General features: G+C 29.8%; 17 protein-coding genes. 16 read left to right on the top strand and 1 reads right to left on the bottom strand.

Annotated elements, in window-relative coordinates; all coding sequences use genetic code 11:
- Position 1: 1 nt before the first annotated feature.
- From ACL_RS05170 to ACL_RS05120, 11 genes are all read left to right on the top strand, one after another.
- Positions 2–1015, top strand: a complete 1014-nt coding sequence (locus ACL_RS05170) for a polysaccharide biosynthesis protein (protein WP_012242986.1) — start codon at positions 2–4, stop codon at positions 1013–1015.
- Between the two features lie 7 nt (positions 1016–1022).
- Entirely contained in the window at positions 1023–2132 is a 1110-nt protein-coding gene (locus ACL_RS05165; RefSeq protein ID WP_012242985.1) for a capsular polysaccharide biosynthesis protein CapF, read from the top strand.
- Between the two features lies 1 nt (position 2133).
- On the top strand, positions 2134–3264 hold the full coding sequence (gene wecB, locus ACL_RS05160; protein ID WP_012242984.1) for a non-hydrolyzing UDP-N-acetylglucosamine 2-epimerase: 1131 nt from the start codon (positions 2134–2136) through the stop codon (positions 3262–3264).
- Positions 3257–4330 carry a glycosyltransferase family protein gene (locus ACL_RS05155; protein ID WP_012242983.1) on the top strand — a complete coding sequence of 358 codons (1074 nt, stop codon included), beginning with the start codon at positions 3257–3259 and terminating at the stop codon, positions 4328–4330. The genes wecB (ACL_RS05160) and ACL_RS05155 overlap by 8 nt, the downstream gene beginning before the upstream one ends.
- Positions 4317–5483, top strand: coding sequence for a glycosyltransferase (locus tag ACL_RS05150; protein WP_012242982.1), 1167 nt, complete (start codon positions 4317–4319; stop codon positions 5481–5483). Before ACL_RS05155 ends, ACL_RS05150 begins: the two co-directional genes overlap by 14 nt.
- Positions 5470–6579, top strand: a complete 1110-nt coding sequence (locus tag ACL_RS05145; protein ID WP_012242981.1) for an EpsG family protein — start codon at positions 5470–5472, stop codon at positions 6577–6579. The genes ACL_RS05150 and ACL_RS05145 overlap by 14 nt, the downstream gene beginning before the upstream one ends.
- A 26-nt stretch (positions 6580–6605) precedes the next feature.
- Positions 6606–7724: a non-hydrolyzing UDP-N-acetylglucosamine 2-epimerase gene (wecB, locus tag ACL_RS05140; RefSeq protein ID WP_012242980.1), complete on the top strand. Its 1119-nt coding sequence runs from the start codon at positions 6606–6608 to the stop codon at positions 7722–7724.
- On the top strand, positions 7717–9156 hold the full coding sequence (locus ACL_RS05135; RefSeq protein WP_069586341.1) for an MATE family efflux transporter: 1440 nt from the start codon (positions 7717–7719) through the stop codon (positions 9154–9156). Before wecB (ACL_RS05140) ends, ACL_RS05135 begins: the two co-directional genes overlap by 8 nt.
- Positions 9146–10456: a phosphoglucosamine mutase gene (locus ACL_RS05130; protein WP_012242978.1), complete on the top strand. Its 1311-nt coding sequence runs from the start codon at positions 9146–9148 to the stop codon at positions 10454–10456. The genes ACL_RS05135 and ACL_RS05130 overlap by 11 nt, the downstream gene beginning before the upstream one ends.
- Positions 10457–10458: 2 nt before the next feature.
- Entirely contained in the window at positions 10459–11841 is a 1383-nt protein-coding gene (gene glmU / locus ACL_RS05125) for a bifunctional UDP-N-acetylglucosamine diphosphorylase/glucosamine-1-phosphate N-acetyltransferase GlmU (RefSeq protein WP_012242977.1), read from the top strand.
- A gap of 242 nt (positions 11842–12083) precedes the next feature.
- Positions 12084–13421, top strand: a complete 1338-nt coding sequence (locus ACL_RS05120; protein ID WP_012242976.1) for an FAD-dependent oxidoreductase — start codon at positions 12084–12086, stop codon at positions 13419–13421.
- A 211-nt stretch (positions 13422–13632) separates the two neighbouring features.
- Here the strand turns inward: ACL_RS05120 and ACL_RS05115 are convergent, their stop codons facing one another.
- Positions 13633–15333, bottom strand: coding sequence for a hypothetical protein (locus tag ACL_RS05115; RefSeq protein ID WP_012242975.1), 1701 nt, complete (start codon positions 15331–15333; stop codon positions 13633–13635).
- A gap of 125 nt (positions 15334–15458) precedes the next feature.
- Between ACL_RS05115 and ACL_RS05110 the strand changes: the two genes are divergently transcribed.
- From ACL_RS05110 to ACL_RS05095, 5 genes are all read left to right on the top strand, one after another.
- Entirely contained in the window at positions 15459–16112 is a 654-nt protein-coding gene (locus tag ACL_RS05110) for a GDSL-type esterase/lipase family protein (protein ID WP_012242974.1), read from the top strand.
- Between the two features lie 22 nt (positions 16113–16134).
- Positions 16135–16311 carry a DUF1563 domain-containing protein gene (locus tag ACL_RS07600; protein ID WP_116000802.1) on the top strand — a complete coding sequence of 59 codons (177 nt, stop codon included), beginning with the start codon at positions 16135–16137 and terminating at the stop codon, positions 16309–16311.
- Positions 16312–16314: 3 nt separating this feature from the next.
- The gene (locus ACL_RS05105) at positions 16315–17991 is read left to right on the top strand and encodes a hypothetical protein (RefSeq protein ID WP_012242973.1); all 1677 of its coding nucleotides are present in this window, start codon (positions 16315–16317) and stop codon (positions 17989–17991) included.
- Positions 17992–18526: 535 nt separating this feature from the next.
- Positions 18527–19498 carry a hypothetical protein gene (locus tag ACL_RS05100; protein ID WP_012242972.1) on the top strand — a complete coding sequence of 324 codons (972 nt, stop codon included), beginning with the start codon at positions 18527–18529 and terminating at the stop codon, positions 19496–19498.
- The gene (locus ACL_RS05095; protein WP_012242971.1) at positions 19482–20402 is read left to right on the top strand and encodes a transcriptional regulator; all 921 of its coding nucleotides are present in this window, start codon (positions 19482–19484) and stop codon (positions 20400–20402) included. Before ACL_RS05100 ends, ACL_RS05095 begins: the two co-directional genes overlap by 17 nt.
- The last annotated feature ends 26 nt before the right edge of the window (positions 20403–20428 follow it).

The following is a 20428-nucleotide window of genomic DNA, read 5'->3' as shown; positions in this document are numbered from 1 at the left end:
AATGAGTGATTTTAATAAAGATTTAAAGGGTAAGATATTATTAGTTACCGGTGGTACAGGTTCATTTGGTAATGCTGTAGTCTCAAGATTTTTAAGTAGTGATATAAAAGAAATTAGAATTTTATCCCGTGATGAAAAAAAACAAGAAGACATGAGAAAATTTTATAATAATGATAAATTAAAGTTCTATATTGGTGATGTCAGAGACTACAACTCCATAGAAGGAGCTTTTATAGGTGTAGACTATGTATTTCACGCAGCAGCACTTAAACAAGTACCATCTTGTGAGTTTTATCCCATGGAAGCTGTTAAGACAAATGTAGTTGGTAGTGATAATGTCATAACTGCTGCAGTTAAAAATGGTGTTAAAAAAGCAATCTTCTTATCTACTGATAAAGCGGCATATCCAATCAATGCAATGGGTATGAGTAAAGCAATGATGGAAAAAAACGTTGTAGCAAGATCACGTCAATTAAGAGAAAACGATACTGTATTATGTCTTACAAGATATGGTAATGTTATGGCATCACGTGGGTCTGTAATTCCTTTATTTTTAGATCAAATTGAACATAATAGATCAATTACCATCACAAACCCTGAAATGACTAGATTTATGATGACTTTAGAAGATGCTGTTGATCTAGTGCTTTACGCATTTGAACATGGGGAACAAGGTGATTTATTTGTTCAAAAGGCACCTGCAGCAACAATTGATGTATTAGCTAAAGCAGTGTTAGAATTAAAGCAAAGTAAAATGGAACCAGTTTACATTGGTACACGTCATGGAGAAAAACTCTATGAGGTATTAGTTACTCAAGAAGAGATGCAAAAAGCTATAGACTTGGAAGGTTTTTATAAAATACCTGCAGATAATAGAAATTTAAATTATGATAAGTTTATAGAAAAAGGTTCAAAAGCACTAGAACTTTCTGACTCATATCACTCTCATAACACAGCTAGACTCGATGTTGAAGGTATGAAGAAATTATTATTAAAATTAGATTTATTTAAGTAGGATAACAATGAACATATTAGTAACTGGGGCTAAAGGCTTCATCGGTAAAAACTTAATAGCTGAACTAAAAAACCAAAAATTTGAGAACATCTATCTATACGATATAGATTCAACTGAATCAGAACTTGATCTATATTGCCAATCTGCTGATTTCATTTTTCATCTTGCTGGTGTTAATAGACCAAAAGATGAAAAAGAATTTGAATTAGGTAATTTTGGTTTTACTTCAACTTTACTAGATAAATTAAAGAGATACAATAACAAAGCACCAATCATGATATCTTCATCTATTCAAGCAGATTTAGATAACCCTTATGGTAAAAGCAAAAAAGCAGGCGAAGAGTTATTATTTCAATATGGTAAAGAGACTGGTGCATCTGTTTTCGTTTACAGATTTCCAAATGTATTTGGTAAATGGTGTAGACCAAACTATAATAGTGCAGTAGCAACATTTTCTCATAATATTGCTAATAATCTTCCGATTACTGTAAATAACCCAGAACACTTAATGAATTTAATTTATATTGATGATGTGGTTAAAGAACTCATAAGTTGCTTAAATGGTAAACCTAAAATGGAAGGTAAATACTGCAAAGTTTTACCGGTTTATGAAGTTAAACTTGGTAAAATTGCAGAACTTCTGTATGAATTTAAAGAATCAAGAACCAACAAATCTATACCAAATATGATGGATGGTTTTACTAAGAAACTCTATTCTAATTACTTAAGTTACTTACCTAAAGATCAGTTTAGTTATGAACTTAAAATGAACAAGGATCATAGAGGATCTTTTACTGAATTTATTAAGACTATAGATAGAGGACAAGTATCTATTAATATATCTAAACCTGGCATAACCAAAGGAAATCATTGGCACCATACTAAAAATGAGAAATTTTTAGTAGTAAGTGGCCAAGGTGTTATTAGATTTAGAGATATTAATTCAACAGAGGTTATAGAATATTTTGTTAGCGGTGAAAAATTGGAAGTTGTGGATATCCCACCTGGATATACACATAATATAGAAAACTTAGGAACTAGTGATATGGTGACAGTGATGTGGGCAAACGAACAGTTTGACCCTAATAATCCTGATACTATTTTTGTGGAGGTTTAACATGAAAAAATTAAAAGTTATGACAGTTGTAGGTACTAGACCCGAAATCATTAGGTTATCAGCAGTTATTAAGAAATTAAATGAATCAGAAGCTGTAGAACATGTACTAGTTCATACAGGTCAAAACTATGACTATGAACTTAATGAAGTGTTTTTTAAGGATTTCAATCTTAAAAAGCCTGATTTCTTTTTAAATGCTGCTACAGGTACTGCAATTGAAACAATAGGTAACATTTTAATTAAAATGGATCCTATTCTAGAAGAAGTTAAACCGGATGCATTTTTAGTTTTAGGAGATACTAATAGTTGCTTAACAGCTATTGCTGCAAAACGTCGTAAGATACCAATATTCCATATGGAAGCTGGTAATAGATGTTTTGATCAAAGAGTACCTGAAGAAACTAATAGAAAAATAGTCGACCATATTGCAGATATTAACTTACCATATAGTTCAATAGCGCGTGAATATCTTTTAAGAGAGGGAATTCCTGCTGATAGAATCATTAAAACTGGTAGCCCAATGTTTGAAGTTTTAATGAGTAAAATTGATGAAATTAATAGTTCAGATGTATTGTCTAGACTAAATCTAGAAAAAGGAAAGTATTTTTTAGTTTCTGCCCATAGAGAAGAAAATATCAATTCTAGTAATTTTGAAAAATTAGTTGATACCTTAAACACCATAGCAGAAACCTATAAACTGCCTGTAATTATTTCAACGCATCCAAGAACAAGAAAAATGATTGAATCAAAAGGTGTTACATTCCATCCTTTAGTACAAGCACTAAAACCATTAGGATTTATTGATTATAATAAGCTTCAAATTGATTCCAAAGCTGTTTTGAGTGACAGTGGAACAATTAGTGAAGAATCTTCAATACTAAAGTTTAGAGCACTAAATATAAGAGAAGCACATGAAAGACCAGAAGCAATGGAAGAAGCAGCTGTTATGATGGTTGGACTGAATAAAGATAGAATTATGCAAGGTCTAGTAGTACTTGAAAATCAATTCGAAGATACTATTAGATATGTTAGTGATTATTCAATGCCAAATGTATCAGAAAAGGTGTTAAGAATCATTTTAGGTTATACTGATTATATAAATCAGAATGTATGGAGATATAAAAATGAGTAAAATAGTAATAATAACAGTTAATAATTTGTATTTGACACCATACATAAATAATTATACAAAGCATATTGCTACAGATTTTGATATTATTTACTGGAATAGAGATGAAATAACTGAGAGTTCTTCTGCAAAGAATGTTTTTGGATTCATAGGCTATATTAATCCGAAACAAAGTAAGTTGAAAAAAATCGTGATGTACCTAAAATTTAGGAAATATGTAAAGAAAATCCTAAAGAGTAATAAGTATGAAAAAATAATTTTTTTAAACACAATGTCTGCTGTTCTTATTGGAAAAAATGTAGGAGCAAAGTATATAGTCGACATCAGAGATTACACCTTTGAGCACAACATATTTTTTTATAATATTGAGAAAAAAGTAATAAAAGGGAGTGAATTATCAGTTATTTCGTCTGAGGGTTATAGGAAATTCTTACCAAAACATGAATACATTCTAGTGCATAACAGCCAGCAACTAGAAGATTTACCAAAAAAAACAAATGACAAAGGAAAATTAACAGAAATCCGACCTATAATAATTTCATTTGTCGGATTGATTCGCTTCTTTGAAATATCAAAGAAAATTATAATTGAACTTAAAAATGATCCGAGATTTAAACTAAACTTTATAGGTAAAGGTTCGGAAATGTTGCGTCAATTTTGCATAAGTGAGAATGTAACAAATGTTCAATTAATCTCTAAGTTTGAGTCAAATGAAACAATGAGGTATTTTGAAGAGTGTGACATAGTATATAATTTATATGGAAATGATAATCCCTCAGTCATTTATGCGCTATCAAACAAGTTATACTATGCAGCATTTCTAAATAAACCTATTTTGGTTAACCCTAATACATTTATGTATGACATTTCCTTTAAATACCACATGGGTATTTCAGTGAATTTAGATTCTAGAACAATTGCAGATGATATTTATGAACAATTTATTAATCTAGATTTTTCTACTCTAAAAAAGGGCTGTGATGACTTCATGAACCATGTTAAGATAGATAATACTAATTTTGACCTAAAAGTTTCTCGGTTTATTGGTGATGAAAATGAAATTGAATAATGATCAATTTATAACTAAAATTGCTGTTTTTCCTGGAGTTTTTTTGAATGGTGGAGTTGAATATGTGGTTGAAGAAATTTTCAACTCCATGAGAGACAAAAATATAGTTTATGATATATATGTGAGCCGAAATTATGAAGGCCCAAAAGATAAGCAATTAATTGCTAAGGGTGTAAGAATATTTTATATTCCTGAGATGAAAAACCTAAATCCTTTGAAATACATTAGACTAATAAGGAAAATGCTTAAATCAAATGGAAAGTATGACTATATTCATGTACACTCTATTCATAGTGGAGTACTTAATTCAATAGCAGGCTATTTTGCAGGTATAAAAAATAGAATTTATCATGTCCATAATACTTCTGATCCTCTTTTAAAAGGACTAAGATTTCCCAAGTTGTATAGATTTGTATCAACAAGAATGATTAGAATGTTCAACAATAAATATATTGCTTGTGGTAAAGATGCAGGGATATATATTTATGGTAATAAGCTAGTCATGAAAAAGGTTTTAATATTGAAAAATGCAATAAACTTAGAGATTTTTAAGCCTATTCACACCACAAAATATAGAAAAATTGCTTTGGACAGAAACGATAATACAGTTTTCATCGGTAATGCTGCTAGATTTACGGAAGTCAAGAATCAAAGATTTTTAATAGAGTTAATTTATGAGGCAAATTTGAATGGTGACTATAGATTATTGTTAGCTGGTGATGGTGAACTTAAGGATATCTATGAAAAACTAGTTAGCGAATTGAATATAAAGGATAAGGTGTATTTTTTAGGTAACATTACAGACATGAACTTGTTTTACAATTCATTGGATGTTTTTATATTACCTTCTTTACATGAAGGTCTACCATTGTCTCTAGTGGAATCCCAGTCATGTGGTATTCCATCCATTGCATCTGAAAACATAACAGAAGAAGTGGACATGGGTTTAAACTTGATGACAAGAATTAGTTTAACAGAAAAAAAAAATAAATGGATAAATCAGATTGATAGAGTAATTTCCATTGATAAGCCTAAATTAGAAGACATAGCAAAAGGTATTAGAGATAAGAAGTATGATTTAGATAGTTTTAAGGATCAGGTATTAACAATATATAAATTAAAAGTTGAAGGTGCAAAACATGAATCCAAATAATATATTAATTAATAGAAATGATCTTAAAAACTTGTTGTTAGTGATATTAATTCTAATTTTGGGCGTAGGAGTTACTAATAACTTTGACTACGAAGCTTACTCTATGAGCTATTCTAATTTAATAGAGACAAATTTTGAAAAGGGTTATCGTTTTATTGAAAATTTCTTCTATAGTAAAGGGGTGCATTTTAACTTATTCAAGGCTATAATCATTGGAACTTCTATTTTTATAATACTAAAATTATCAAATAGATATCTACCAAAAAAATCTAAATATATTTATTATATAATATTTATGATATATCCTCTTTCGTTTTTTGCTTACAGTTTAAGAACAACAATTGCTACAGCATTTTTATATATTGGAATAATACTACTTATAGAGAAAGTTAGATTTAGTAATTTGCTATTTATACTATTAATCTACCTGGCCTCATTATTTCATATATCAATAGTATTCTTTGGTATATATCTCATTATTCCGATATTGACTAAATTTATTAATAATCGAAAAGATATTTTAACTTTCAATTTGGTTTTCACGGTAATCATTAGTTTAATGATTATTCTCTCGTTAAATGAAGTGTTATTGCAATATTTCATAGATTTAATATGGGGATTATTAAGTGGAATTTTTAATATTTCATCTGCCAAAGAAGACTATATTACTATATCTGGAAACTATGGATATCTACTATTTGTCATCTCAAATGTGCTGTTTTTTATAACATTCATAATAATAAAGAACTACATTTTGAAATACAAGTACACTGAATTGGATAAATTGGAATCTAATAAAAAGAAATATATATTCATAGAGTATGCCTACTTGATAAGTCTAATATTATTTTTTTTAGCACCACTCCTTAAAGTAAATACAGAGTTTTCGCGTATTTACAAAATTATTTTTCCGATTTTTATTTCAGCCAGCATCTTGGGAGTATCAATAATGAAACGATGTAAAGAACGCACTATTGTTAAAATATTAATAGTGATTACTACAGTTTATTGTTTTATTATATATGTACTTCCTTATTTTCATGATATACTCCTTCCAATGATAACTGATAATTGGATATTTACAAAATTAAAATAATGACTATATGAAAGTGAGACCTAAAAATGAGAATAAAGACTAAAAAAATTATGGTTGTTTTTGGTACAAGACCAGAAGCAATCAAAATGTGTCCTCTTGTTAATGAATTGAAAAGTAGGAATAACTTTATTACTAAAGTATGTGTGACAGGTCAACATAAACAAATGCTTGATCAGGTTCTTGAATCTTTTCGTATTGAACCAGACTACAATCTCCACATAATGAAGGAAAATCAAACTCTATTCGATGTGACCATTAATATACTAGATAAGATTAAAGAAGTACTAGATTATGAAAAACCTGATCTTGTTTTAGTTCATGGTGATACAAGCACTACATTTGTAACAGCATTAGCAGCATATTATAACCAAATAGCAATAGGGCATGTAGAAGCAGGACTTAGAACTAATAATATCTACTCGCCTTTTCCAGAAGAGTTTAATAGACAGGCTGTTTCGATAATTGCGAGGTATAACTTTGCACCAACAATAAATGCATTACAGAATTTAATGAGAGAAAATATAGATAGAAGTACAATTTATGTCACGGGAAATACGGCAATTGACGCATTAAGAACAACAATAAAACAGGATTATAAACATCCTATAATTGACTGGGCAAAAGGATCCAAACTTATATTAATTACTGCTCACAGAAGAGAAAACTTGGGTGAGCCAATGAGGCATATGTTTAACGCAATTAATAGAATAGTTAGTGAATTTGAAGATATCAAAGTTGTTTATCCTATTCATCTTAATCCGATTGTAAGAAATCTTGCAAATGAGATTTTTTCTAATAATGCGAGAATTAGATTAATAGAACCACTTGATGTTGTTGATTTTCATAACTTAATGAATGCTTCACATCTTATATTGACAGATAGCGGTGGTATACAGGAAGAAGCACCATCATTAGGTAAACCAGTATTAGTAATGAGAGAGACGACAGAACGTCCTGAAGGAGTTGAGGCTGGTACCTTAAAATTGGTTGGAACTGAAGAAAAAAACATATATGATTCTTTTAAATTATTATTAACTGATGTCAATGAATATCAAAAAATGGCACAATCCAATAATCCTTATGGAGACGGTTTTTCTTCAAAAAGAATAGTTGATATAATAGAGAAGAATTTTTGGAGTGAATGATTTGAGTAAAGACACCACAATAACTGCTGTTTTAAGAATTGCTTCCAGTAACATAATAAAACTTACTAGTTCAATACTTATTGCATTTTTATTACCTAAACTACTTGGAGTAGAAGATTTTGGATATTACAAAATATTTTTATTGTATGCTACTTACATGGGTATATTCCACTTCGGATTTGCAGATGGTATCTATCTAGAATATGGTGGTTTAAATTACAGTGAACTTGATTTAAACAGGTTTAGAATATATACTAGATTTTTTATAAAAATTCAAACTATGTTATCACTTATAGGTGTTACAATAGTATTATTATTAGTTAAAAACGAATATCTAATATTATTAATTATGTTGTTTATCTACATTCCAATTATAAACCTAATCAATTACTTTCAATTGATATCACAAGCAGTATCTCGATTTAAAGAGTACTCAAACCGCATTCTTTTATTATCTTTATTAAATATTGTTATTATAGCTATTATGATTTTGATGAATATCAGCAATTACAAGGTATATATATTATTTTTGATAATTATTAATTTCATTATATTAATAGGATATTTTTATACCTACAGAAATATTATAGTAAAACCTGATCACCCAATATTAATCAAAAAAAGAGAGTATTTTAATTTGTTTAAAATTGGAATACCGTTATTATTGGCTAATCTGACATCAACACTTGTGTTAACAGTTGATAGACAAATAGTAGAAATATTTTTTGACCTAGTTGACTTTAGTGTTTATTCTTTTGCATATAGTATGCTAGCAATAATTACCACATTAGTTTCTGCGGTGTCAATAGTAATATATCCAATTCTAAAGAATGTTGATAAGTCAAATATTCAAACGACATACAGTAAACTAATACAACTAATTGTTATTTTTGTCATGTTTTCTCTTACTGCCTACTTCCCTCTAAAATGGATTATACCAAAATTTCTACCCGAATATAGTGAATCTTTGACGATTTTTATGATTGCATTGCCGGGATTGATGATTTCTTCTTCAATAACCGCTATCAAACATAATTTTTTTAAAGTATTGAACAAGAATAATCATTATTTCTACATAGCTATATTATCAATAATTATTTCAATTATATTAAACCTAATATTTTATTACGTCTTTCTAACAAAAGAAGCAATTGCAGTATCATCGGTTATAAGTTTATTCGTTTGGTACATTATCACTGAACTTTATATGATAAAATTTTACAAAGTGAAATGGAAAAAAAATATTCTACTAATTATATTTAGTGGAGGACTATTTTACGGATTATCAAATTTGCAGAATTATATTATATTTGGTTTTATTTACTTTACAGTAGTAAGTTTAATAATAGTATTTAATTATAGGAGTAAAATAAAGAGAGGATATAGGTCATTATTAAAGAAACGGAATTGGTGTGATAAATATGAAAAATAATTATTTTGGTACCGATGGGATACGCGGTATCGCTTTTGAAAAATTAAATTCAAAACTAGCGTTTAAATTAGGTCAAGCCATAGCTAAAAAGTTTAGTCCTAGTGAAATCATCATTGGTCAAGATACTAGACTATCTTCAAACATGCTTGCATATGGTGTTGCATACGGTGCAGCACTAGCTGGAGTAAATGTAAAAATTGCAGGTGTTGTTTCAACACCTATGATTGCTTATTACTCTAAAGTGAAAGATATCATAGGAGTTATGATCACTGCATCTCATAACCCATATACTGATAATGGTATTAAAGTCATTAAATCAGGTTATAAAATGCTTGATGAAGAAGAACTTAATTTAGAAACCTACATTGATGATAATGAGGTTTTATCTTCAACGAAACTAGGTTCAATAGAAATAACACATGATGTAGAAGATATTTATATAAATGTCTATCAAGATTTAAATATTCCTAAAACATCTATGAAAATAACCTATGATTCTGCAAATGGAGCTAACTATCTTATTTCTAAAAAAGTAATAGAGTCTTTTGCATCACATACCTATCAAATAGGTAACAGGCCAGATGGGTTAAACATTAACTTAAATGTAGGATCAACTCACTTAGAATCTATCATTAATGCAGTTAAAAGTAACGGTTCAGACATTGGACTATCTTTTGATGGTGATGGGGATCGTCTTTTAGTTGTAGACAAGGATGGTACTACATTTGATGGAGACTACATTGTCTACATCATAGCTAAGTACTTAAAATCTAAAGGAAAACTTAAAAAAGATACAGTAGTCTTAACTCAAATGAGTAATCCTGGTATGCTTAAAGCATTTAAAACATTAGGTATCAAAGTACTTCAAACTCCAGTAGGAGATAAATATGTATCTGAAGAAATTATGAATCACGATTTAAGCATAGGTGGAGAAAATTCAGGACATATCATCATAAATGACTTACTGCCTTCAGGTGATGGTTTATTTGCAGGTGTTTATATACTAAAGATCTTAGAAGAACATAAAACATCACTAAAAGATTATACAAAGGAAGTAGAAATGTATCCTCAAAAAATGGTCAACATCAAAAATGTTGATAAAGAAGTACTCAAACATCCCGAAATAATTAAACTAGTAGAAGAAGTTAGAAGAAATCTATCAGAAGATTCTTTATTATTAGTACGTCCTAGTGGTACAGAACCTTTAGTTCGTGTTACAATAAGTTGTCAAGATATCTTAGAACTCGATAAGTACATGGGACTACTTGTAACTAAGATACAAAATCTGGGGAGATTGTAAGGATGAAAAATTATGCATTAGTACTTGCAGCTGGTAAAGGCACTCGTATGAAATCAGATATACCTAAAGTTGCTTTTCCAATACTAAGAAAACCAATGATTGAGTATATTGTAGAAAATATTGAAAAATCAAGTGTAGAAGAAATCTACCTTGTATTAGGATATAAAAGAGAAGTTGTAGAAGGTATTGTTAAAGACCGTGCTAAGTATGTCTATCAAGAAGAACAACTAGGTACTGGTCATGCAGCCATGATGGCTGCACCAGTATTATCTAAACTAGATGGTAATACGTTTATTATGCCTGGTGATGTGCCACTCATCTGGTATAAATCTATTGATAGAATGTTTGCTGTTCATGAAGACAATGGTAATGATTTTACAATCGTTACAGCTCATTATGAAGATCCAGAAGGTTATGGACGTATTGTACGTAATGAACAAGGTGTCATTCAACGTATTGTTGAAGAAAAAGATGCTAACGACTTTGAAAAAGAAATTAAAGAAGTCAATACTGGTATATACATTGTTAATAATAAAAAGTTCTTTTCTTTATTAAAAAACTTGAATAACAACAACGCTAAAGGTGAGTACTATATCACAGATATGGTAGAGTTAATGAAAAAAGATTATAAGATAGGTTCATATATGATCAAAAATAACTCTTTAGCTATGGGTGTAAATGACTTATATGCAATCAGCAAAGCTGAGAAGTATTTAAGAGAATATATTAATAAAGATCATATGCTAAATGGGGTATCAATGATTAACCCAGAAACCATTACAATTGGACATAACGTCATAATTGAACCAGGTGTTACAATTAACCCCAATACTACAATTACTGGGGACACAGTAATTAAAGCAGGGGCAATTGTAGGACCTAATACAGAAATACATAACTCACGAATTGATAGTCATGTAGTAGTCAGACACAGTCTTGTTTATGATAGTATCGTTAGAGAAGGAACAACAGTTGGTCCATTTGCTCATTTAAGAGATCATGCTGATATTGGTACACATAATAGAATTGGTAACTTCGTAGAGGTTAAAAAATCTAGTACAGGACACAACACAAAAGCAAGCCACCTAGCTTACATTGGTGATTCAGTTGTTGGTGAATCTGTTAACTTTGGTTGTGGTTCTGTTACAGTGAACTACGACGGAAAGTTAAAACATAAAACTGAAATAGGAGACAATGTCTTTATTGGATGCAATACAAACCTTATTGCACCAATAAAAATTGGAGACAATGTCTTTATTGCAGCAGGTTCAACAGTGACTAAGGACATTCCTGATAACGGGTTTGCTATTGCAAGAAGCCGTCAAGTGACTAAAGAAGACTACTCAAAATACTTGATTAGTCCAAAACCTAAAAAAGAAGAATAGTATATTATAAGAATCGTGGAGATGCTCAAAAGTGTGCATCTCTTTTTCTTTTGCTGTACACTATTTTTTAATATTTAAAGTAAAATGCTCCACAAGGATAGATTCTCGCAAAACAACCACAATTAAATTGTGTGAAACGTTTTCATAAGCAATAAATCCCATACATTATATATACGGCCTATAATGCAATTGTCTTAAGCGAGATAACAAAGTTCAAAATAAGAAAGTCAGAGGTAATATCGATGAAAGTTGTTGTTATAGGTTGTACACACGCAGGTACAGCAGCAGTAAAATCAATGTTAAATCATAACAAAGATATTGAAGTAAATGTATATGAAAGAAATGATAATGTATCCTTCTTATCATGTGGTATCGCCCTTTATGTTGGTGGTATTGTAAAAGATGTGAATGGATTATTTTATTCAAGTCCAGAAGAACTAAGACAATTAGGTGCTAATGTCTTTATGGAATATAATGTAGAAGCAATCGATTATGATAAAAAGACTGTTACAGTTAAAAATCTAACTACAAATGAAATCTCGGTAGATTCATTTGATAAGTTAGTATTATCCACAGGATCATGGCCTATTATCCCAAGAATCCCTGGTATTAGTTCAAGTAATGTCTTACTATCTAAAAACTTTAATCAAGCAAATGAAATTATTGAACAAGCTAAACATGCTCAAAAAATTGTAGTAGTTGGTGCAGGTTATATTGGTGTTGAACTTGCAGAAGCATTTGAACTCTTAGGTAAAGAAGTAGTCTTAATTGATGGTGAAGAACGTATTATGCCTAAGTACTTAGATGAAGAGTTTACTTATCATGCACAAAAAGCATTTACTGATAATGGCGTCAAATTAGCATTAGGTGAAAAAGTAGATAGTTTTATAACATCAAATGATCTAGTAACACACATTAAAACAAATAAAGCTACATATGAAACAGATTTAGTTATTATGTGCATTGGTTTCAAACCAAATGACACTTTATACAAAGGTATACTAGAAACCACGCCAAATGGCGCTTTAATTACGAATGAATACATGCAAACATCAAACCCTGATGTGTTTGCATGTGGCGATAATGCAAACATTATCTATAATCCAACAGATGAAGTTAGATATATACCACTAGCTACAAATGCAGTTCGTATGGGTACACTTGTGGGTTTAAATATTGTTGACCAACATGTACCTTATGTAGGTACACAAGGTACATCTGGTATTAAAATATATGATTTAAATATTTCATCTACCGGTTTAACCGAAGGGGTAGCACAACAAGCAGGTATTGAATATGAAACAATTACTATCCATGATCATAATAGACCAGAGTTTATGCCAAGTTATGATGATGTATTATTAAAGTTAGTATATGAAAAACATACTAAGCGTTTACTTGGTGGTCAAATCTTATCTAAATATGATTTAACTGCACAAATGAATATCTTAAGTTTAGCAATCCAAAACAAGATGACTATTGAACAACTAGCATTTGCAGACTTTTTCTTCCAACCACATTACAGTAAACCTTGGAATTTACTAAATACAGCTGCACTCGCTGCATTAAACAAAAATTAATACTATATAACTAAACATGGCGCATCAAGCATTGCGCCATGTTTTTTATTATAAGGACTAATAACCATGTATGAACGAATGTGCAAGGTACACGTATTGTAAAGACTTTAAATCACTTAATACCTAAACTTAAAAAAAGTTAAAGATAAAATAAAAGTCTAGTTAATAAAAAAACATCTGAGTATTTCAGATGTTTTGAATTGGATAAATATTATTTAACTAAATATTCTAATAATTTGAGAGCTGCTTCTTGTGGCCCTTTTTGTTCATAGCCATCAAGTGCTAACTTAGTATAAATTACACCTACCGGGATATTGTTGTCTTTTAACTTGTTAAAGTAGGTAGTAATTAATGATTTAGTTAGTTCTTCATGTTGTACAGGTCCAAATGGATTAGCAAAGTAAGTAGAAGTCATACCAACTTCACTTGTAGTACCTTTTGCCATTCTCTTTCCATCTTCAAATATTTTAGCTGCATCATCTGATGCATCAAATATTTCTAAACCGGATTTTGTTTCATCATAGTTATTTGCATAAAGTAGTAAATCTACCTTATGATCCTTCATTACAAACTCATAATCAGCTGCAGGTAATACTACTCTAGCATTTGTCTTATTAGGGTTTAAAAATACCGCTCTATCGATTTGTTTATAGGCATAGCCTTGGTCCAGGTCATCTAGTCTTACAAATGCCCCAATTTCAGTACCATAGCTTACTATTTTACCATCTTTAATGTCAAAGGTACCCATATCATCATAGATGATTTCAATCGAAGTAACTTTACCTTCACCAACGACTCGTAAGGATTCTATGGTTTCTGATTTACCAGCACCACTATCTCCAATAATGACTACATGTTTAGTCTTACCACCTTTAAGTTGTAGTCTAAACATAGCACCATGAATTGGTAATTTCTTTTCATGTATCATTTTAACGTTATGTAGGGTTAATAACATTTTCTTAACATAACCAAAATAGTCATTTTTATCATCAATGCTTACAAAGCCTGCATAGATGTCATTTTCTTTATCGTGGTAATATGTACCATCATATTTAGATTCATTGATACCATATACATAGATGAGATCAGGCTTTTTATCTTTATACTCTTGAAAGGATACCATTTCAAATAGTGATCCTAAGGTGACTGCATATTTCATAAACTTGTTATGAATATATGCATAAGTTAAGAAAGGTCCTACTTTAATTGCAACTACTACATAATCATTTTTGTGTAGTTCAATATCTTTTAAGGGGTTATTAAAGACTTCTTTAAAAATGCCTGTTCTTGTATTGGATTTAGAATAAATCATTAAAGGTGGTGTAATTACAATGCCAGTAACAAATCTATTATCAGTTAACTTTGTATAAGGTGCATCATAAGTCCATGGGTTAGATACTAAGGAAAGGTTTGCTTGTGTACCAGCAGGTAGTTGGCGAAGTAAGTGGTAATTTCTATCTAATATTTTTTCAGTCACTGTACGATATAAATTAAGCACTAAATTAGAAAAACTTTCTGTTGTATTAATTAAACGTTTATTCATCGACTTATCATCATCAAATCTTGTTCTAGATAAAAAGCCATAACGTTCAAACTTTCTCCAGTAGTTATAAAACTCTTCTGTAAATAAGAAGAAGTGGTATCTATTGAGTCTATGACTTAAAGCATCTAATCTTTGTACCACTTCTTCATATGGCCAAACAAGTAGTGCTTTATAAATAGATATTAAATCACTTTGTCTGATTTTTAATATCCATTTAAAATCTGGATTTTCTAATTTCTTAGTATGTTGTAAATAACGTCTTAAGACAAGCCCAAATGGTCTGGAACTTAGGATATCTGATTCTGAATTACAAGGGATTCTGTTAAATTGCAATATAAAGGATGTTTCGTCTAATAAATAGTCTTTCATCTAGTGATACCTCCGTTTTTTAGGTTACTATTTATTGTAAGTATAACATAATTAAGCACTAAATCTATTAAAAACAGCTTAAATGTTATAATTACAGTAGTCCATTTATGTGAGGAGCACTTTATATGAAATTAACACATCAAGAGCTTAAAGGCTTACAACAAATGATAGAAAAGACTTCATCTAAAGTCTTAAATACTTATAGTAAAGATAATGTGGTAAATCTCTTTAATCAAGATGTAATCTTTATTGGAGACTCTATGATTGAGTTCTTTAATTTAAAAAGGTATTTGCCTACGTTAAATGCACTTAATCGTGGTGTAGCTGGTGCTACTACAAAACTTATACTAGATAACCTAGACGTTATCTTAGGTAAGATAAACCCTAAATCCATATTTATATCTATAGGTTCAAATGATCTTGTCTTACTAGAAGCTAGTGTAGCAGAGGCTTATGAAAATATTATTAAAGTACTAGACGTATTGAAATCAAAATTTCCATCTGCTAAGTTGTACTACTTATCTACAACGCCAGTAGTTAGTACGCAGCACCCACTTTATAAGAAGATCTACATTGGTGGCCGAACCAATGGTGAATTAAAGTCTATAAACTTTAAAGTCATGAACTACGCCAAATCAAATGATATGACATATTTACACCAATTTGATGATTTATTAGATAGCGAAGGCTACCTAAATACGAACTACACTTATGATGGTATACATCTTAACCCTAAGGGTTATGAAGTATATGCTAGAAATATATTAAGTAACTTATAAATTGATATTGAAAACCACAAATATGAATATCCTCATTTGTGGTTTTTTTTTGAGTAACACAAAAGAATTATATGCGACATATATGACGTTTTCTAAGAATATAAAAAGGATTAAAATTAAACCGAACTACGACATCAAATGTAAATTAATTGGGGTAATTAATGTTGTAGACTCATGTAAAAAAATAATAGGAGGATAAGACATGAAAAAAATCATGCTGCTTTTAGTAGTTGCTTTATCTGCAACTATACTAACAGCAAATAATGCTCATGCCTATGATGGTGTAAACCGTGATAGTAATGGGAATATAACTGAAGTCGACCTGAATGGCGATGTATTTGTCGATGGTGACTATAGTGCTGCCACATGGGAAATCAATTTAGAAGATATGGCAACAGATCCTTATTACAAAAATGCTGCAATTGCCTTACCTTTACAATTTGTGCCTATGTTAGAAATTAAAAATAAGATTTTTCATTTCTACAAGTCTTTATTTGTAAAATATGATGCCAAATTGACATCAGAACTTATTTTACTCTTACTTGCTTATGAGACAGCTATGGATGAACTCATGATTGAACAACAAAATAATGCTCAATCATACTACGAAAAAGCAATTGGCTATTCAATCGAACTAATTTTAACTAAGAAGTTGGATAAATTAGCGCCTGTGGTTCAAATTTTCTTAGACGAAAATATGGTGATGGCATCAGTAGAGGTGACGATGGATAATGTCATCGATGCTATAGCAGATTCCATTTATGATACAGAAAATATTGAGGATCCATATACAAAATTTATAGTAGAATTAGTAAAAGGCATTGGAGTAGAAACGGTACAAGATTTTTCGCACAAATCTTTAGGTGAACTAGTCTCAAGTACTGGTAAAAATTTAGGTAACTTGATTATTGATACATTGGTTTCCCAAATATTAAGTTTACCAGAGACACTAATCACCCAACATCCTTTAGGTAAACTTGCTTTTGCCGCTATCTATTGGATGATGGGACAAGAGGCTCAATATGCAGCCGAGCAATATGCATTAATTTTAGATAATATAACTGCATTCTTAACAGCACTCCTGAATCCATATAATATGGGAAAAAATATCCGTTTTGATTACTTGATTGAACATAATATAAACACTAACACAATATCATGGAGTGAAAATTATGTTGAGCAAGAAGGATTTATTGCCAACAAACATCGTGGTATGGCAATCACATTTGCTGATACAGATGTCATCTACAGAAATATTAGCAGTAGTTACGGCGTGACTAATTTCACCAGAGATCCCGATAAATATGTACAAGTAAAAGGTAGAATAAATTTACTTAATGAATCACAAATGTATAGTGAAATTAATAATTTATTTGATAAACAATATCGTGCACATAACAGTAATCCAAATAAATTCATCTTTTCAAGTGGATATACCGAAAGATATTATGAAAATCGATATACAGGTATTAGATATTATGCTGGATTTAATTTAGTCAGAACTCCATTTAGAATTAAAAATGCAGATCTTTCAAATGCTCCAACTCAAACCTTATATCCATCTAACTACAGTACCGGGTATAAGGTTGACATCACAGATGCTACAAATAAACAAAATTATAAATCTGGTATACTTCGAGTATTTAACAACTCTACATTGATTTATGAATATAATCTAAGTGGTTCTGTTCAACAAATATTAGTTCCTGATTTGATACATGGTAAAATTTATAGATTTGAAATCTACGTTGAATATGAAATGAATTTCTTTATTACAAACAATTACCGCGTATATCAAAGAGAATTCACTTATCTAAAGAGTAGTGGTGGCGGAGGCGGAGGCGGTCCAAAACCTCCAATTCAAGAACTCATGTACTAAATATATCTAATAACATTATATTAATCAAAGAGATGCTGATAATAACGGCATCTTTTTGATTAATGAGGAAAAAACCATTACAATTTACCTTTATAAAAGGATTTGGGACAGTTTTGTCATATGATTACTTAAATGTAGGTGCTACAATAATAGTGAGGAATCTTGTAATCAGGAATCCTTCAGTTAATTATATTAACTAATTCTTACGATTAAAGGGTATAGGGGACATATAGCACTTAAAAAGTAGGAAGTCGCTTCTTTCAAATAAAGAAGTAAAAAGAGGATATAGTATGCCACCTTAAAAGTCGGGTCAACTTGGGAGAATCAAGTTAGTCAGGGGAGAGTTTTAAGGTGGCATACTATTTTTTTATAGCCCATATATTTATGTAAATGTTAGGTATTATTTTCATAAATTGTCTTAACGTGATACAATATTCATATATCATGACGCTTATAACATCCAGAATACTATTTTTTGCACATATACTTTTATTAAAAAGAGGTTCTTTTCTTTCTATAAAGGTTAGGGGGATATATGTTTGAAAGTATAGACATTATGAAAACACTAGATTCGATTAGAGCGAATCACAAGATTAAGATACAAGATTTAGTTCAAGGTATAATGTCAAGAAAGACCTATACGAGATTATTAAATGATGAAGCAAGTATTTCTTTTTATGATTTAAATAAATTACTAGAAAAGCTTTCCATACCTTTTTTAGAGTTTTCTCTTTATGTTGTCAATAGTATTGAAGGTCAATTTCCAATGGAGTCCAGTTTCTTCTTAACGATCTTAAGAGAAAACTATCAAAAAGCATATGATGAGTTTTATCCAGGTGTAATGGGTAAAGAACTTAAAACGATATTTGGTGCTAAATCTGTACCTGCAACTATAGAACTTATGCTTTATAAATTAAATAAACAATCTAAAGAAGTATCTTTAAGAAATTTACATCAAAAGTTTGATTTAAAGAGCATACTAGAAAGTAGAATCATTGATGATGGTATATCTGGTATACTTTATAGTTTTGTTTATTTAGTAGGTGATAGTGAAAGAAGACAAATTGGAAACTTTATATATAAAGTAATATTTGATCCAAGTTTTAGACATTATTACTCGTATACAGAAATATCTAAAACAATCATTCATGTAACAGGTATCTTATCATTTACCTTGCTTGACAAATTAGATGATGAAGAATTAAACCGTTTAGAAAAAATAGTCGTTGGAGCACTAGATTATCATACTAAATTTAGAGGTACAGTATTTGATCATAAAATATTTAGAATACTTTATCAATTCCAAAAAGAAAAGAACTTAGAAAATGACTTTATCATATTTAGTTACATCAGTTCTTATTTAAGTGTATTTGAAAAGGGAGCAATTCCGCATAAGTTAGATGTAACTAAAGAAGATATGATAATCTTTAAAAACTATTTAAAAAAAGGTTTGTATCAACAAAATACGATGTATGAAGGGATGCTTAAACATGGAAAAATATGGTAGTTATTATAAATTATTAGATGAATTAAGAATTGCCAAAGGCTATACAATAGCTGATCTATGTGAAGGTATCATTTCAGAAAGAACATATCTTAGACAAATTAAAAATGGGTCAAAAGTTAACTTTACTATCTTTTCAAGACTATTAGATAGATTAGATACGGGTATGGGTCAATTCATGACCTATATGATTCACTTTGATAAGTCGGATACTGGTGTGAATAGATTTGCTATTAGAGTGCACATGTATCACTTCATGGATATTGGTCCTATTTATGAACTTATCTTAAAATATAAATCCGATAACAAAATAGAAACACTCATGGTAGAAGCATTTAAATTAGAGTTTGAGTACTTAATTAACAAGATTACTAAAGACGAATTTAAAATACACTACCAAGTGATTTTAGAATCACTTAAATCACTTGGTACAGAGAATTTAATTGTCCACTTAATTAAGTTTATCTACCATAGTTATTTTAAAGAAGATAACATAATTGATCCTAAGAAGTTTGGTCAAATGCTCATTGACTATAATTCTAATCTATCGTTATTCTTCTATATCATGCTTATGGATAAATTCTTAAGTTTTATGACCCAGCAAGAAACGATTGATTTTGATATTTATGAACAAATACTTAAGAAATTCGAAGCATATTTTATCTATATCAATGTCAAAAACTATGAAACCAGTCTGGAGACTTATCACGCATTTTTATATCATGTAAAACATGATTATAAAATGCGCGATTCATACCTTTATAAAGCACTTATGAATTCACTTGTAATTCATTCTACCTATGCACATGAAGCATATAAAGACTTAATTAGACACGGGTTTAATTTAGATGTCGATCAGTTTTTAATTGATTATACACTATCAATTGAATCATCATTACTTAGATAAAGTTATTATTATTTGAATATTATAGT

It is taken from the genome of Acholeplasma laidlawii PG-8A (genome assembly GCF_000018785.1).
Taxonomy (GTDB): Bacteria; Bacillota_I; Bacilli_A; order Acholeplasmatales; family Acholeplasmataceae; genus Acholeplasma; species Acholeplasma laidlawii.
Note: the sequence above shows the minus strand (reverse complement) of the source record. Positions and strands in the feature narration are given on the sequence as shown.

Excerpts from the sequence above, each read along its gene's own strand:
- wecB (WP_012242980.1), top strand. The coding sequence starts at position 6,606 with ATGAGAATAAAGACTAAAAAAATTATGGTTGTTTTTGGTACAAGACCA.
- ACL_RS05170 (WP_012242986.1), top strand. The coding sequence starts at position 2 with ATGAGTGATTTTAATAAAGATTTAAAGGGTAAGATATTATTAGTTACC.
- ACL_RS05105 (WP_012242973.1), top strand. The coding sequence starts at position 16,315 with ATGAAAAAAATCATGCTGCTTTTAGTAGTTGCTTTATCTGCAACTATA.
- ACL_RS05130 (WP_012242978.1), top strand. The coding sequence starts at position 9,146 with ATGAAAAATAATTATTTTGGTACCGATGGGATACGCGGTATCGCTTTT.
- ACL_RS05100 (WP_012242972.1), top strand. The coding sequence starts at position 18,527 with ATGTTTGAAAGTATAGACATTATGAAAACACTAGATTCGATTAGAGCG.
- ACL_RS05150 (WP_012242982.1), top strand. The coding sequence starts at position 4,317 with ATGAAATTGAATAATGATCAATTTATAACTAAAATTGCTGTTTTTCCT.
- ACL_RS05110 (WP_012242974.1), top strand. The coding sequence starts at position 15,459 with ATGAAATTAACACATCAAGAGCTTAAAGGCTTACAACAAATGATAGAA.
- ACL_RS05095 (WP_012242971.1), top strand. The coding sequence starts at position 19,482 with ATGGAAAAATATGGTAGTTATTATAAATTATTAGATGAATTAAGAATT.
- glmU (WP_012242977.1), top strand. The coding sequence starts at position 10,459 with ATGAAAAATTATGCATTAGTACTTGCAGCTGGTAAAGGCACTCGTATG.
- ACL_RS05165 (WP_012242985.1), top strand. The coding sequence starts at position 1,023 with ATGAACATATTAGTAACTGGGGCTAAAGGCTTCATCGGTAAAAACTTA.
- ACL_RS07600 (WP_116000802.1), top strand. The coding sequence starts at position 16,135 with ATGAATATCCTCATTTGTGGTTTTTTTTTGAGTAACACAAAAGAATTA.
- ACL_RS05115 (WP_012242975.1), bottom strand. The coding sequence starts at position 15,333 with ATGAAAGACTATTTATTAGACGAAACATCCTTTATATTGCAATTTAAC.
- ACL_RS05145 (WP_012242981.1), top strand. The coding sequence starts at position 5,470 with ATGAATCCAAATAATATATTAATTAATAGAAATGATCTTAAAAACTTG.
- wecB (WP_012242984.1), top strand. The coding sequence starts at position 2,134 with ATGAAAAAATTAAAAGTTATGACAGTTGTAGGTACTAGACCCGAAATC.
- ACL_RS05120 (WP_012242976.1), top strand. The coding sequence starts at position 12,084 with ATGAAAGTTGTTGTTATAGGTTGTACACACGCAGGTACAGCAGCAGTA.
- ACL_RS05155 (WP_012242983.1), top strand. The coding sequence starts at position 3,257 with ATGAGTAAAATAGTAATAATAACAGTTAATAATTTGTATTTGACACCA.